Origin of the sequence: Streptomyces sp. S07_1.15, from assembly GCF_020739505.1 — a bacterium.
Lineage (GTDB): Bacteria > Actinomycetota > Actinomycetes > Streptomycetales > Streptomycetaceae > Streptomyces > Streptomyces xinghaiensis.
In genome coordinates, this window is the sequence record NZ_JAJBZK010000001.1 from 2,505,447 (window position 1) to 2,520,283 (window position 14,837).

Sequence of the window (14,837 nt, forward strand, 5' to 3'; positions counted from 1 at the left end):
CCGGATCGCGGCGCCGCCGGGGAACGGCTTGATGCGGAACGAGCCGCGCGCGTACTACTTGACGGTGACTTCGTTGACCACGATGTCGCCGTGCCAGTCGGTCGTGACGTTGTCGACGCCCTTGCCGTAGCCGGCGTTGATCTTGTAGTTGAACACCGGGATGGCGGGCATCTCCTCGGCCAGCTTGAGCTCGACCTCCTGGTAGATCTTGACCGACTCCTCCAGGCTCTCGGCGTTGTCGCCCTTCTCCATCAGCTTGTCGATCTCCTTGTTGGAGAAGCGACCGCTGTTGGCCTCGGCCTTGGTGTGGTAGAGCTCCCGCATGAAGTTGACGTTCACCGGGTAGTCGGCCACCCAGCCGCCGCGGTACATGCCCTTGACCTTGTTGGCGTCACGCAGGTCGAGGTCCGTCTGGAAGTCCGGCTTGGAGTCCGGGATGCACTCCACACCGGTGTTCTGGCGGATGTTCTCGCAGACCGCCGTGATCCAGTCCTTGTGGCCGCCGTCGGCGTTGAACTGAATCCAGACCTTGTTGCCCGGAACGCCGCCGCCCTCTTCGACCAGCTTCTTGGCCTGCTTCGGGTCGAACTTGAAGGCCGGCGAGTCGAGGTCCTGGTTGCCCATGACCTGCGGCGGGGTGAAGCTGGTGGCCGCGTCACGGGTGCCGTTCAGCACGGTCTTGGCGATGGTCTCGCGGTCGATCGCCATGGACAGACCCTGGATGACCTTGGGGTCGACGTCCTTGAACGGCTTGCTGTAGAAGGCCGGGACGATGCTCTGGACGCCGGCGAACGGCTCCTCGATCGCCCGGTCACCCAGGTCGCTCTTGTACTTCGGCAGGTCCTTGGCGGCGATCTGGCGGACGATGTCCACGTTGCCGGACATCAGTTCCTGGTACGCGGCCTCGGGGGTCGAGTAGTTCTTGAACTGGATGCCCTTGTTGGCCGCCTTGTCGTCGCCCTTGTACTTGTCGTAGGCGGCGACCTGGAACAGCTTCTTGTGGTTCCACTTCTCGAACTTGTACGGCCCGTTGCCCACCGGGTTCTTGGCGAACGCCTTCGGGTCCTCGATGGCCGACTTGGGCAGCGGGGCCCAGGTCGTGTAGCCCAGCTTGTACTCGAAGTACGGGACCGGCTTGGAGAGCTCGATGGTGAAGGTGAGGTCGTCGACGACCTTCAGACCGGACATCGTGTCGGCCTTGGCGTCACCCTTCTCCGGGTGGACGTCCGCGTAGCCCTTGATGTCCGAGAACCAGAAGCTGTTCTTCTGGTTGTTCTTGATGTGGGCGGCGAAGTTCCAGGTGTCCACGTAGGACTGGGCGGTGACCTTCTCGCCGTTGTGGAAGGTCCAGCCGTCCTTCAGCTTGACCGTCCAGGTCTTCGAGTCCTCGGTCTCGATGGACTCGGCGTTCAGGTAGACCGGCTTGCCCTCGTTGTCGTGCTCGAGGAGCTGGGTGAAGAGCGCCTTGACGATGTAGCTGCCGTTGCTCTCGTTCGTGTCCGAGGGGATCGGCGCGTTCTGCGGCTCGCCGACCTCGATCGAGACGTAGCCCTCGGGCTTGCCGGAGCTCGACTTCTTGCCGTCGTCGCCGCTGTCGCCGCCGCACGCCGTCACGGCCATCGTTACGGCTATCGCACCCGCAGCGAACTTGGCACTTCTGGCACCGCGCATGGGTGTGCCTCCTCAGGAGTCCATCGTCAGTACATGGAAGGGCGCCGGTCGCGGGCTGACACCCCTGACAGCCGCAGCCGGCACCTGTGCTCGTGAGTCGGCGCGCTCCCCACAGCGCGTGACCCATTGACCCGAGCTCGATGGACCCCACTATCGGTCACCCGGGACCCTTGAAACCACACGTCAGGGATCTCGGTTTGGTCACATCAACCAGGCCGGATGGCCGAAATCCGGGCAAACTAAGCCCATACAGACAGGCACGAAACGGACTGTTAACTCACGTTCCGGATGACAGGGACCGATAGTCGAACGTCGTCCGACCGAAATCAGATTGACAACGAAGATCATCAAGGCCCGGTGAAAGCCCTGCTCCGGGGGCCTTTCCGGCGGGTCCGCCGGGCGACAGTTACCCACGCGTAGCGCACCGGAAACCGGCGGGAACACGACATCCGGCCGAGCCCCCGGGAAACGCCGCCGGGGGCGCCCCGGAGGACGCCCCCGGAAGGGCCGGAAGGACCGCGGCGGAACGGCCGCGGAGACCTCAGCGCTTGGCGCGGGAGACCGCGCGGGCGCGCTCCTTCTGGTCCAGGACGACCTTGCGGATGCGCACCGTCTCCGGGGTCACCTCGATGCACTCGTCGTCGCGGCAGAACTCCAGGGACTGCTCCAGCGAGAGCAGCCGCGGCGGGACCAGGGACTCCGTCACATCGGCCGTGGAGGAGCGCATGTTGGTGAGCTTCTTCTCCTTGGTGATGTTGACGTCCATGTCGTCCGCGCGGGAGTTCTCGCCGACGATCATGCCCTCGTAGACCTCGGTGCCCGGTGAGACGAAGAGCACCCCGCGCTCCTGGAGGTTCGTCATCGCGAAGGCGGTGACGACACCGGACCGGTCGGCGACCAGGGAGCCGTTGTTCCGGGTGCGCAGATCGCCGAACCACGGCTCGTGGCCCTCGAAGATCGAGTGCGCGATGCCCGTACCGCGGGTCTGGGTCAGGAACTCCGTCCGGAAGCCGATCAGGCCGCGGCTGGGGACGATCCACTCCATCCGGATCCAGCCGGACCCGTGGTTGGTCATCGTCTCCATGCGGCCCTTGCGCGCGGCCATGAGCTGGGTGATGGCGCCGAGGTGCTCCTCGGGGGAGTCGATGGTCATCCGCTCGATCGGCTCGTGGAGCTTGCCGTCGATCTCCTTGGTGACCACCTCGGGCTTGCCGACGGTGAGCTCGAAGCCCTCCCGGCGCATCGTCTCGACGAGGATGGCCAGCGCCAGCTCGCCGCGGCCCTGCACCTCCCAGGCGTCCGGGCGCTCGGTGGGCAGCACCCGGAGGCTGACGTTACCGATCAGCTCGCGCTCCAGCCGGTCCTTGACCAGCCGGGCGGTGACCTTGTGCCCCTTGCCGCCCTTGCCGACCAGCGGGGAGGTGTTGGTGCCGATCGTCATCGAGATGGCCGGCTCGTCCACCGTGATCAGCGGCAGGGCGATCGGGTTCTCCGGGTCGGCCAGCGTCTCGCCGATCATGATGTCCGGGATACCCGCGACCGCGCAGATGTCGCCCGGGCCCGCCTTCTCGGCCGGCTTGCGGGTCAGCGCCTCCGTCATCATCAGCTCGGTGATGCGGACGTTCGACACGGAGCCGTCGCGCTTGATCCACGCGACGGTCTGGCCCTTCTTCAACTCGCCCTGCTCGACGCGGAGCAGCGCGATCCGGCCGAGGAAGTTGTCCGCGTCCAGGTTGGTCACATGGGCCTGGAGCGGCGCCTTGTCGTCGTACTCCGGAGCCGGGACGGTGCCGAGGAGCGTGGTGAAGAACGGCTCCAGATTCTGGCTGTCGGCCGGGACGGTGCCGTCCTCCGGCTTGGTCAGCGAGGCGATGCCGTCCCGGGCGCAGGCGTAGACGATCGGGAACTCGATCTGCTCCTCGGTCGCGTCCAGGTCGAGGAAGAGGTCGTACGTCTCGTCGACGACCTCGGCGATCCGGGCGTCCGGGCGGTCCGTCTTGTTGATGCAGAGGATCACCGGCAGCTTGGCCTGCAGCGCCTTGCGCAGCACGAAGCGGGTCTGCGGCAGCGGGCCCTCGGAGGCGTCCACCAGCAGCACCACGGCGTCGACCATCGACAGACCGCGCTCCACCTCACCGCCGAAGTCGGCGTGGCCGGGGGTGTCGATGATGTTGATGGTGACGGGCCCGCCACCGGTGGACGGGTGGTACTTGACCGCGGTGTTCTTGGCGAGAATGGTGATGCCCTTCTCGCGCTCGAGGTCGTTCGAGTCCATCATGCGCTCGTCGAGGTTCTCGGCGGCGTGCGCGGCGAAGGCGCCGGCCTGCTTGAGCATGGCGTCGACGAGGGTCGTCTTGCCGTGGTCGACGTGGGCGACGATGGCTACGTTACGGATGTCGTGGCGCGTGGGCATACTGCGGGGCACTCCCGGAATCGTGGATGGCGGCGCGTACGGTCCGGCACGCGCGCCCGCCGGGCTGGAACATGCCTCGGCCTTACTCCATCGTACGGGCCTCCGCGCACCCGGAGTTCATCGGCCGCCCGGCGGGGCCCGGGGCGGAGGAACGGCTCAGCGGCGGAAACCCACGTCCTGGTACCGCGGGGTCGCGAAGCCGAAGGCCCCGGCGTTGACCACCCCGGGCCGTACGGCCACCAGCTCGGGCCGCTGGTAGAGCGGGATGGCGCCGGCCGCGGCCCAGATCCGGGCGTCGGCCCGGCTCATCAGCTCCCGGGCGACCGACTCGTCCAGCTCCGCGGCCGCCTGCTCGAAGAGCTGGTCGATGCGGTCGGTGCCGACCCCGGTGTAGTTCTGCTCGACGGTCAGCGAGCCGTCCGGCGCCGGCCGCGGCTTGGCGAACACCGGGCGGGCGTCGGTCGCCGGGAAGGCCGTCGCCGGCCAGGAGTAGAGGGCGAGGTCGAAGTCCCCGGAGGCGACGTGCTCCCGGAAGAACTTCTCCCCCGCCACCTCCTCGATCTCCGCGCGGATCCCGACCGCGGTGAGCATCTGCGTGATCCGTTCCGCGACGGCGCGGAGTTGCCCGGTGCCCCGCTCCTTCGGCAGGACGAACTCCAGCGTGAGCGGGACGCCGCCCTTGTGGAGCACATGGGCGTTGCCCGGCAGGGCCCGCTCCCCGGCCTTCTCAGCCGGCCGCTCCCCCGCCGTCCCGCCCTTCTCCGCCGCTCTCTCCCCGGTCTCCTCGTCGGTACCGTCGCCGCCGGGGCCGTTGTCCCGCTTTCCCTCGTCCTTGTTCCCGGCGTCCTTGTTCCCGGCCTCCGCCGTGATCGTCCGCCAGCCGGCGTCCGCGAGCATCGCCTGCGCCGCCGCGGGGTCCCGCCCGCCGAGGGCCGAGCTGTTGTCCTCGTACCCCGGCTGGCCTGCCAGGCGCAAATGGCTGCCGGGCGGAGCGGCCGGGAGTTCCAGCGGTTTCAGCACCGACTCGGCGAGCGCGGAGCGGTCGATGGCGCGGGCCACGGCGCGGCGCACGCGCGCGTCGGCCAGCGGGCCCTCGGCGCCGTTCAGCGCGAGCTGCGTATAGGCGGGGGCCAGGGAACGGCGGACGTCGATCCGGCGCAGCGCGGCCGCGCTCGCGTCGCGGCGCTCCACGGAGGTGCGGATGTCCTCCACCTCCGGCCGGCCGATCCCGGCGATGTCGAGCTTCCCGCCGGCCAGCGCCGCCACCCGGCGCTCGCGGGGCACCGCGGTCAGCACGAGCCGGTCGAGCCTGGCCCGGTCGCCCCACCACCGGGGATCGCGGACCAGCGTGACGGTGCGCTTCCGGGCGTCGCGGGCGCGGAGGGTGAACGGGCCCGCGGTGGCCTTGAGGGTCCGGCGCGTGACGTCGTTGAAGGCGTCGGCCCCGCCCATCGCCGACCGGGGGTACAGCGGGGTGAAGAGGGAGCGCCAGTCGGCGTACGGGGTGCCGAAGGTCACCCGGATCTCGTGGGCGTCCCGGCCCGGCTCGACCCGGGCGACGCGGTCGTAGCCGGCGTTGCGCGCCGTCCAGAAGGCGCGGTCGCGGCCGTTGAGGGCCTGCCACTGCGCCCGGAAGTCCGCCACGCCCAGCGGGCGGCCGTCGCTCCAGACCGCATCCGGGTTCAGCCGGTAGACGACCACCTGCGCGGGCTCGTGCCGGACGACCTCCGCCGAGCGGAGATAGTCCGGGTTGCGCTGCGGGCGGCCCGCGCGGTCGAGGGTGAAGAGCGCGGGGAGGACGGCCGCGGCGATGCGGTCGGTGGTGGCGTCGGAGTCGGCCTGGAAGGCGTTGAGCGTGGCGGGCGCCGAGTCGACGGCCCACCGGACGGTGCCGCCCTCGCGGACCTGGTCGCGGGGGGTGGCGGCGATGTCCGGCGGGGCGGTGGGGGCGGCGGACCCGTCGTCGCCGCCCCCGCAGGCCGTCAGGCCGGTCAGCCCGGCCAGGAGGGCGGCGGTGAGCAGCAGCGCGGTGGGCGCGGGTGCGCGCACCCGCGCCCGGGCGGGCGGTGCCGCGGACCGGTCGGGCCGTGCCGGGGACCGGTCCGGCGGTGCCGGGGACCGGCGGCAGGCTGCGCCGGGGCTCGGGTCGGCTGCGCCGGGGCTCGGGTCGGCTGCGCCAGGGCTCCGGTCGGCTGCGCTGGGGCTCGGGTCGGCTGCGCCGGTGCTGGACATGGTGTACCTCCGGGCTCGCGCGCGTGTCTCCCCATCACTGAAGGGGAGGCCCGGGGCCCGGGCACGGTGGATACGGCCGGGGGGCCGGGGATGTCACCCGTGCGAGTGGTGCTTCGCCTGCCGGCGCGGGTTCGCCTCCGGCGGGGTTCCGGTTCTTGTCCGGGTGCGGCGCCGTTGGCCCGCGCTGCGCGCGGGTGCTGCCCTCCCACGGCCACCCGTTACTCCGTGGCGAGACGCTTCTGGTCCTGCCCGTCCCCCGGTCGCCTGTGAGCGGGGTGCGGCGCCGTTCGCCCGCGCTGCGCGCGGGTGCTGCCCTCCCACGGCCACCCGTTACTCCGTGGCGAGACGCTCCCGGTCCTGCCCGTCCCCCGGTCGCCTGTGAGCGGGGTGCGGCGCCGTTGGCCCGCGCTGCGCGCGGGTGCTGCCCTCCCACGGCCACCCGTTACTCCGTGGCGAGACGCTCCCGGTCCTGCCCGTCCCCCAGTCGCCTGTGAGCGGGGTGCGGCGCCGTTGGCCCGCGCTGCGCGCGGGTGCTGCCCTCCCACGGCCGCCCATTGCTCCGTGGCGAGACGCTTCTGGTCCTGCCCGTCCCCCGGTCGTCCGTTGCTCCGCAGCGGTGTGCCTCTGCGCTCACGGCCCGGGCTTCCCGGGCCGGTGGGGCAGCTTCCGCCGTCGCTCCGTCCCGCCCCGGCGTCGCGCGAGCAGGGCGGCGCGGACTCCGTTCCGTACACGCGCCGGGCGGGCGGACGGGGGTTCGGGGACGGCATGCGTCACGGGTGAACGGAGTGCTATTCGCTGCCGCCGTCTTCACAAGCGCGCGTGTGACGCGCGACACTCTCCGGGTGTCGCACACCGCAACACCGCGGAGGTGAGGGCGAGTTATGTCCCTGCACGACGATCTGCGAGCCGCGCAGCGCTGTCTCGACGAGCTGGGCCGCACCGTCGGCCGCCTGGAACGCCAGGTCGGCGGAGGTCCCGACATCCGCCGGGTGCGCTCGGACACCGAGCACCTGCGCGAGAGCCTCGCGCTGCTCAGAGACGCCGCGCCGGACGCACTGCCGGCGGAGCCCCGGCAGGACGTGATCGTGATCCCGGACGCTCCGTACAACACGGCGCTGTGGGCCGACGCCGAGGACGAAGGGCTCGGGGCCCGCCACGGGCAGGGGCCCTGACGCGGGGCCCGGCCGCCCGGGCCGGCGGCCCCGGCTCCCGGCACCGTCGCGGTGTCCCCGGATCTCCCGGTCCGCCGCCGCGTACACCCCGGCCGCCCGGAATCACCGGACCGCCCGGAGAACCCGAGGAACCCAACAAACCCGCGGGCCCCGCGGAGCACGCGGGCCCGCCGCCCCATCCGTCCTGAACCGGAGCCCCTCTTGGCCACTGGCACCGACTCCACGACCGCCGGCGAGCCCGGCGGCGGCACCGGCCCCGGCGGTACAGCCCCCGGCGGCGTGCGCCGGGGCGTGAACTCCCCGGCACGCGCCGCCATCGGCGCCGCCCATCTCCGTACCGACCGGTGGTGGCTGTCGCCCGCCGCCACCGCGGCCGGGCTGCTCGCCTTCGTCGTCTACTCCACCTGGCGGGCCTTCGCCAACGCCGACTACTACGCCGCCCCGTATGTCTCGCCGTTCTACTCGCCCTGCCTCGCGGAGAACTGCGAGCCGATGAAGGCGGGCCCCAACTGGCCGCTCTTCGGGGACTGGTGGGGTCTCTCCCCGGCGCTGATCATCCTGGTCTTCCCGCTCGGCTTCCGGCTGACCTGCTACTACTACCGCAAGGCCTACTACCGGGGCTTCTGGGCCTCGCCCCCGGCCTGCGCGGTCGCCGAGCCGCACACCGCCTACCGCGGCGAGACCCGCTTCCCGCTGATCCTGCAGAACATCCACCGCTACTTCTTCTACGCGGCGCTGCCGGTGGCCCTGATCCTGACCTACGACACGGTGCTCGCGTTCCGCGACGAGGACTACGCCTGGGGCCACATGGGCCTCGGCACCGTGATCATGCTGGTCAACATCGCCCTGATCTGGCTCTACACCGTCTCCTGCCACTCCTGCCGGCACATCATCGGCGGCCGGCTCAAGCACTTCTCGCGCCACCCGGTGCGCTACCGCCTCTGGGGATGGGTGAGCCGGCTCAACGCCCGCCACATGGAACTGGCCTGGGCCTCGCTGATCAGCGTCGCCCTCGCCGATCTCTACGTCTATCTGCTGGCCACCGGCGTGTTCGACGACCCGAGGCTGTTCTGAGCGGAGAGCCGGGCGTCCAGGGGGTGCCAGACATTCCGGGAGTGACAAGAGTGACGAGCGTTCGCAGAGGGATAGGACAACGATGACCCAACCGGAAGAGCAGGCCTGGGACGTGGTCGTGGTCGGCGCCGGCGGCGCCGGGCTGCGCGCCGCCATCGAGGCCCGCGAACGGGGCGCGCGCACCGCGGTCATCTGCAAGTCCCTGTTCGGCAAGGCCCACACGGTGATGGCCGAGGGCGGCATCGCGGCCAGCATGGGCAACGTCAACGAGGGCGACAACTGGCAGGTCCACTTCCGCGACACCATGCGGGGCGGCAAGTTCCTCAACGACTGGCGGATGGCCGAGCTGCACGCCCGCGAGGCGCCGGACCGGGTGTGGGAGCTGGAGACCTGGGGCGCCCTCTTCGACCGCACCGCCGACGGCCGCATCTCGCAGCGCAACTTCGGCGGCCACGAGTATCCGCGCCTCGCGCACGTCGGCGACCGCACGGGCCTGGAGCTGATCCGCACCCTCCAGCAGAAGATCGTCGCGCTGCAGCAGGAGGACTTCCGGGAGCACGGCGACTACGAGGCCCGGCTGAAGGTCTTCCAGGAGTGCACCGTCACCCGCGTCCTCAAGGACGGCGAGGGGGACGGCGGCAAGGTCTCCGGGGTGTTCGGCTACGAGCGCGAGTCCGGCCGGTTCCTCGTCCTCCGGGCGCCCGCCGTGGTGCTGGCGACCGGCGGCATCGGCAAGTCGTTCAAGGTGACCTCCAACTCCTGGGAGTACACCGGCGACGGGCACGCGCTCGCCCTCCTCGCGGGGGCCCGGCTGACCAACATGGAGTTCGTCCAGTTCCATCCCACCGGCATGGTCTGGCCGCCGTCCGTGAAGGGCATCCTCGTCACCGAGTCCGTCCGCGGCGACGGCGGCGTGCTGCGCAACAGCGACGGCCGGCGCTTCATGTTCGACTACGTCCCCGACGTCTTCAAGGAGAAGTACGCGCAGTCGGAGGCGGAGGGCGACCGCTGGTACGAGGACCCGGACCACAACCGCCGCCCGCCCGAGCTGCTGCCCCGCGACGAGGTGGCCCGTGCCATCAACGCCGAGGTCAAGGCCGGCCGCGGCTCCCCGCACGGCGGGGTCTTCCTGGACGTCTCCACCCGTATCCCCGCCGAGACGATCCGCCGCCGGCTGCCGTCGATGTACCACCAGTTCAAGGAGCTGGCGGACGTCGACATCACGGCCGAGCCGATGGAGGTCGGCCCCACCTGCCACTACGTGATGGGCGGCGTCTGGGTGGAGCCGGACACCGCGCAGGCCCGCGGGGTGACCGGGCTGTACGCGGCGGGCGAGGTCGCCGGCGGTATGCACGGCTCCAACCGGCTGGGCGGCAACTCCCTCTCCGATCTGCTGGTGTTCGGCCGCCGCGCCGGGCTGCACGCGGCGGAGCACGCCCTCGCGGCGGCCGGTGAACCGCCGGCCGTGCGCGAGGATGCCGTGCGGGCGGCCGTCGCCGAGGCCCTGCGCCCGTTCGGCGCGGCGGAGGACGGCGGCGCGGCGGACGCGGCCGGCGGTGGTGCCGGCTCCGGTGCCGGCGCCGAGAACCCGTACACGCTCCACCAGGAGCTGCAGCAGACCATGAACGATCTCGTCGGCATCATCCGCCGCGGCGGCGAGATGGCCGAGGCCCTGGAGCGCCTCGGCGGGCTGCGGGACCGCGCCCGCCGCGCGGGCGTGGAGGGGCACCGGCAGTTCAACCCCGGCTGGCATCTCGCCCTGGATCTGCGGAACATGCTGCTGGTCAGCGAGTGCGTGGCCCGGGCCGCGCTGGAGCGGGAGGAGAGCCGCGGCGGCCACACCCGCGAGGACCACCCGGGCATGGACCGCGCCTGGCGGCGGATCAACCTGCTCTGCTCCCTGGCCGCGGAGGAGGACGGGACGGCACCCGCCGCCCCCGCCTCCCGCGGCCGGATCGCGCTCACCCGTTTCACCGCCCCGCCCGTCCGCAGCGATCTGCTCGCCCTCTTCGAGAAGGACGAACTGGGCAAGTACCTGGCCGATGAGGAGCTTTCCCTGTGACCCACACCGTTCACTTCCGGGTCTGGCGGGGCGACGCCGAGGGCGGCGGCCTGGCGGACTTCGACGTCGAGGTCAACGAGGGCGAGGTCGTCCTCGACGCCATCCACCGCCTCCAGGCCACCCAGGCGCCGGACCTCGCGGTCCGCTGGAACTGCAAGGCGGGCAAGTGCGGTTCGTGCAGCGCCGAGATCAACGGCCGGCCGCGGCTGCTCTGCATGACCCGGATGTCGGTCCTCGACCTCACCGCGCCCGTCACCATCACCCCGCTGCGCACCTTCCCGGTGCTGCGGGACCTGGTCACCGATGTGTCGTTCAACTACGCCAAGGCCCGCGAGGTGCCCGCGTTCGTACCGCCGCCCGGGGTGGCGCCCGGCGAGTACCGGATGCGGCAGGAGGACGTGAACCGCTCGCAGGAGTTCCGCAAGTGCATCGAGTGCTTCCTCTGCCAGGACGTCTGCCATGTGGTGCGCGACCACGAGGAGAACAAGACGGCCTTCTCCGGGCCGCGCTTCCTGATGCGCGTCGCCGAGCTGGACATGCATCCGCTGGACGCCGCCGCGGAGACCGGTATCGACCGCAAGTCCACGGCACAGGAGGAGCACGGCCTCGGCTACTGCAACATCACCAAGTGCTGCACGGAGGTCTGCCCGGAGAACATCAAGATCACCGACAACGCGCTGATCCCGATGAAGGAGCGGGTGGCCGACCGCAAGTACGACCCGCTGGTCTGGCTGGGCTCGAAGATCCGCCGCCGCGGGGCCTGATCCCCGCGGCGGGGCCGCCGGCCGGGAGCGGAAGCCGGCGGCCCGGCGTCAGTAGAGGCTGAGCAGCGCCTCGACCGGGTCGGTGCCCGGCGACTCCCCGTCCGGCAGGGCGAGTTCGAACCAGACGGTCTTGCCGCGCGGGGTGCGCCGGCTGCCCCAGCCGCTGCTGAGCAGTCCGACGAGCTGCAGGCCCCGCCCGCCCTCGTCGGTGTCGCGGGCGCGCCGGCGCCGGGGCTGGACCAGGCCGCTGTCCCACACCTCGCAGACCAGGGTGCGGTCCAGCAGCAGGCGCAGCCGGATCTCCCCCTCGCCGTACCGCAGGGCATTGGTCACCAGCTCGCTGACGAGCAGCTCGGTGGTGTCGACGAGTTGCTCCAGTTCCCAGGCCACCACCTGGTCGCGGGCCAGTTCCCGGGCGCGGGAGACCGACTGCGGCTCGCGCAGCAGCGTCCAGTCGCCGACGGACTCCGCCGGCAGGCCCTGGACCCGCGCCATGAGCAGGGCGGTGTCGTCCTCGCCGTGCTGGGTGTGCAGCGTGTTGAGCACGTGGTCGGCCACGTCCTCCAGCGGCCGGCCCTGGTTGTCCAGGGCGGCGCGGAACGCCTGCAGCCCTTCCTCCAGCGGGTGTTCGCGGGACTCGACGAGACCGTCGGTGTAGAGGGCCAGCAGCGCCCCGTCGGGGAGTTCGACCTCGACCTCCTCGAAGGGCTCCCCGCCGACGCCGAGCGGCATCCCGGTGGGGACCTCCATCATCAGCGCCGATTCGCCGGGCTCCACCAGGACGGGCGGCAGATGACCGGCGTTGGCGAAGGTGCAGCGCCGGGTGACGGGGTCGTAGACCGCGTAGACGCAGGTGGCGAGGTAGACCTCGGAGAGGTCGTCTGCCTCGCGGCCGCTCCGGGCCGCGGAGCGCGAGCCGCTCTGCGTGCCGTGGGCGACGTGGGTGCCGGCGGGCGCGGCCAGACCGCGGGCGATCTCGTCCAGGTGGGAGAGCACCTCGGCGGGCTCCAGGTCGAGCATGGCCAGGGTGCGGACGGCGGTGCGCAGTTCGCCCATGGCGACGGCGGCGCGCAGGCCGCGGCCCATGACGTCGCCGACGACCAGCGCCGTGCGGTGGCCGGGCAGTTCGATGACGTCGAACCAGTCGCCGCCGACCTCGGTGGCGGTGGTGCCGGGCAGATAGCGGCAGGCGATGTCGAGGCCCGCCGCCTCCGGGTCGCCGGGCGGCAGCAGGCTGCGCTGGAGGATCAGCGCCCGCTCGTGCTCGCGGCGGTAGAGGCGGGCGTTGTCGATGCAGACGGCGGCGCGGGAGGCCAGCTCGGCGGCCAGGCCCAGATCGCGCTCGCCGAACGGCTCGCTGCCCTTCACGCGGGAGAAGCGGACGAGGCCGACCACCGTGTCGTGGGCGATCATCGGCACGGCCAGGGTGGACTGCACGATCGCGGCCAGGTCGGGCCGGTCGTCGCTGCCCCAGCCGGGGACGACGTGGGGACGGCCGGTGCGCAGGGCGTCGGCGAGCGAGGAGTCGAAGGGGTACCGGTGCACGGCACCCACCTTCACCGGGGCGCTCGCGCTCCGCCGTCCCCCTCCGTCGTCGGGCTCGGACATCGGCAGCGGGGCGCCGGAGACGGCGCTGGCGAAGGCGACCCGGCGCATCTCGGCGCTGCCGTCGGCCAGCCCGGGCACCGGCTCGCGGCCGACCTGCGGGGAGAACGGGGCCTCGTCCCGGCTGAGGAGCCCCTGGAAGAGGTCGACGGAGGCGATGTCGCAGAACTGCGGCACGGCCACCGCGAGCAGTTCCCGGGCCGTGGTCTCCAGGTCGAGGGAGTTGCCGATCCGGGCGCCGGCGGCGTTGAGCAGGGCGAGGTTGCGCCGGGCGCTGGCGGCCTCGCGTTCGGCGTTCCGCCGCCGGGTGACGTCGGTGCCGAGGCCGGCCACGCCGATGGGGCGGCCGCCCGCGTTGTGCAGCCGGTAGAGGTTGACGGTCCAGCGGTGCTGCTCCTCGTCGCCCCGTACGGAGCCGAGGAGTTGGAGGTCGGTGACGGGGCTGCCGGTCTCCAGCACCTTGCGGACCGCGTTCTCCAGCCGGTCGGCCTCGCCGGGCGGCAGATAGTCGGCGGGGACGCAGCCGCGGTGGGACTCGGGGGTGCCGCCGAAGACGGTGGCGAAGCGCTCGTTCACCCGCATGATCCGGAGGTCCGTGCCGAAGAGCATGAAACCCATCGGAGATTGGCCGAAAACCGCCTCCGAAACGGCAAGGTCGGTCTCGATGCCGCGGAGGGCCCGGACGTCCACGACGATGCAGACGGCGCCGCGTTCGCCCTTCTCGGTGTCGGCCGGCATCACATAGACCTCGGCGAGGCCGTGCCCCCCGGAGCCGTCGGCGGCCCGGAAGGGGACCAGGCCGACCCACTCGCGGCCGTCCATGATGTCCGCCATCGTGCGGCGCCCCCGGTCCCGCAGATCGGGCCGGAGGAAGGCTTCGACCGGGTCCTTGCCGAGGGCGTCGCGGGCGGGGATGCCGAGCTGTTCCGCGGCCCGGTCGCTCCACTGGGCGATCCGGCCGTCCGGCCCCAGCGAGAAGGAGGCCACTCCGATGTAGTCGTAGATCGAGCCGGGCGGGTGCCCCTGCCACACGGGCACACCGGTTCCCTCGCCGGCCGATCCCGGCCCCGCTGGTATTTCGCTCACGCGCCCGTCCCCTCCAGCTCACCTTGCCCGGACCGGCATGGGCCGAGTATCCAGCACCAACACCATCCGGAACACGGCCTTCACGATCACAGCACGGTTTCAACTGTTGAATCGGACGTGATCAGGTCCTTTCTCTCTCCTAACCGGAGAGGACCAGCTCGAACCACACCGTCTTCCCCGAACTGCCCCGGCGGGCACCCCAGCGGTGGGAGACACCGGCCACGAGTTGCAGCCCGCGGCCCCCCTCGTCCTCCGGGGCGGCGACGCGCGTCAGAGGCGGATCGGGCAGCGGGTCGGACACTTCGACCACAAGAGTACGGTTCGGGGTGCGTTCCATACGGACTCCGATCGGGCCGCTCGCGTAGCGGAGCGAGTTGGTCACCAACTCACTGACCAGCAGTACGGTGATATCGCTCACAGCGTTCAGCCGCCACTCCCGCAGCGTGGCCCGGGTCAGCGCACGGGCGTCGCGCAGCGCGCCCGGGCCGGCGGGGAAGCTCCATTCGGCCACCTGCCCGTCCAGCGGAGGGAGGCCGGGAGCCACCGCCTCGGCGGGCCGGAAGGACAGCGGGACCGCCGGCTCGGGGGACCCTGTGGTGTCACTCACACCGACCACTTCCCAACCGGTGACGGGAGGCCGGGCGTCACGGCCCGAGCGGGGTTGCTGGCACACAGCGGCCGGACTTAACCGGTCGAAGCATCGCTTACCCGATATCGCGGTGTGAATATCGCATAACCGCAGCACCTGTGGCACGAAC

The 14,837-nt window shown here is 71.7% G+C and carries 9 protein-coding genes; 4 read left to right on the forward strand and 5 right to left on the reverse strand.

Going from position 1 to position 14,837, the window contains the following annotated elements:
- Positions 1–54: 54 nt before the first annotated feature.
- The 3 genes from LIX60_RS10585 to LIX60_RS10595 all read right to left on the reverse strand — a co-directional run bounded on the left by LIX60_RS10585 (position 55) and on the right by LIX60_RS10595 (position 6,133).
- Positions 55–1,671, reverse strand: coding sequence for an ABC transporter substrate-binding protein (locus LIX60_RS10585; protein WP_227958208.1), 1,617 nt, complete (start codon positions 1,669–1,671; stop codon positions 55–57).
- 541 nt (positions 1,672–2,212) lie between these two features.
- On the reverse strand, positions 2,213–4,084 hold the full coding sequence (typA, locus tag LIX60_RS10590; protein WP_227962704.1) for a translational GTPase TypA: 1,872 nt from the start codon (positions 4,082–4,084) through the stop codon (positions 2,213–2,215).
- A gap of 156 nt (positions 4,085–4,240) precedes the next feature.
- On the reverse strand, positions 4,241–6,133 hold the full coding sequence (locus LIX60_RS10595) for an ABC transporter family substrate-binding protein (RefSeq protein ID WP_227958209.1): 1,893 nt from the start codon (positions 6,131–6,133) through the stop codon (positions 4,241–4,243).
- 1,064 nt (positions 6,134–7,197) lie between these two features.
- Here LIX60_RS10595 and LIX60_RS10600 point away from each other — a divergent pair.
- The 4 genes from LIX60_RS10600 (at position 7,198) to LIX60_RS10615 (ending at position 11,388) form a co-directional block, all read left to right on the forward strand.
- Complete coding sequence (locus LIX60_RS10600; protein ID WP_227958210.1) at positions 7,198–7,488, forward strand: hypothetical protein; 291 nt, start codon at positions 7,198–7,200, stop codon at positions 7,486–7,488.
- A 201-nt stretch (positions 7,489–7,689) separates the two neighbouring features.
- Entirely contained in the window at positions 7,690–8,562 is an 873-nt protein-coding gene (locus LIX60_RS10605) for a hypothetical protein (protein WP_265584830.1), read from the forward strand.
- 82 nt (positions 8,563–8,644) lie between these two features.
- A complete protein-coding gene (locus tag LIX60_RS10610; RefSeq protein ID WP_227958211.1) occupies positions 8,645–10,624 on the forward strand; it encodes a fumarate reductase/succinate dehydrogenase flavoprotein subunit in 1,980 nt (659 codons plus the stop codon).
- Positions 10,621–11,388 (forward strand): succinate dehydrogenase/fumarate reductase iron-sulfur subunit, encoded by a 768-nt coding sequence (locus LIX60_RS10615; protein ID WP_227958212.1) that lies wholly within the window; start codon positions 10,621–10,623, stop codon positions 11,386–11,388. The genes LIX60_RS10610 and LIX60_RS10615 overlap by 4 nt, the downstream gene beginning before the upstream one ends.
- A gap of 48 nt (positions 11,389–11,436) precedes the next feature.
- Here the strand turns inward: LIX60_RS10615 and LIX60_RS10620 are convergent, their stop codons facing one another.
- Both LIX60_RS10620 and LIX60_RS10625 read right to left on the reverse strand, forming a co-directional pair.
- Positions 11,437–14,079 (reverse strand): SpoIIE family protein phosphatase, encoded by a 2,643-nt coding sequence (locus tag LIX60_RS10620; protein WP_227958213.1) that lies wholly within the window; start codon positions 14,077–14,079, stop codon positions 11,437–11,439.
- Between the two features lie 139 nt (positions 14,080–14,218).
- Positions 14,219–14,695, reverse strand: coding sequence for an ATP-binding protein (locus tag LIX60_RS10625; RefSeq protein ID WP_374117838.1), 477 nt, complete (start codon positions 14,693–14,695; stop codon positions 14,219–14,221).
- Positions 14,696–14,837 lie beyond the last annotated feature (142 nt).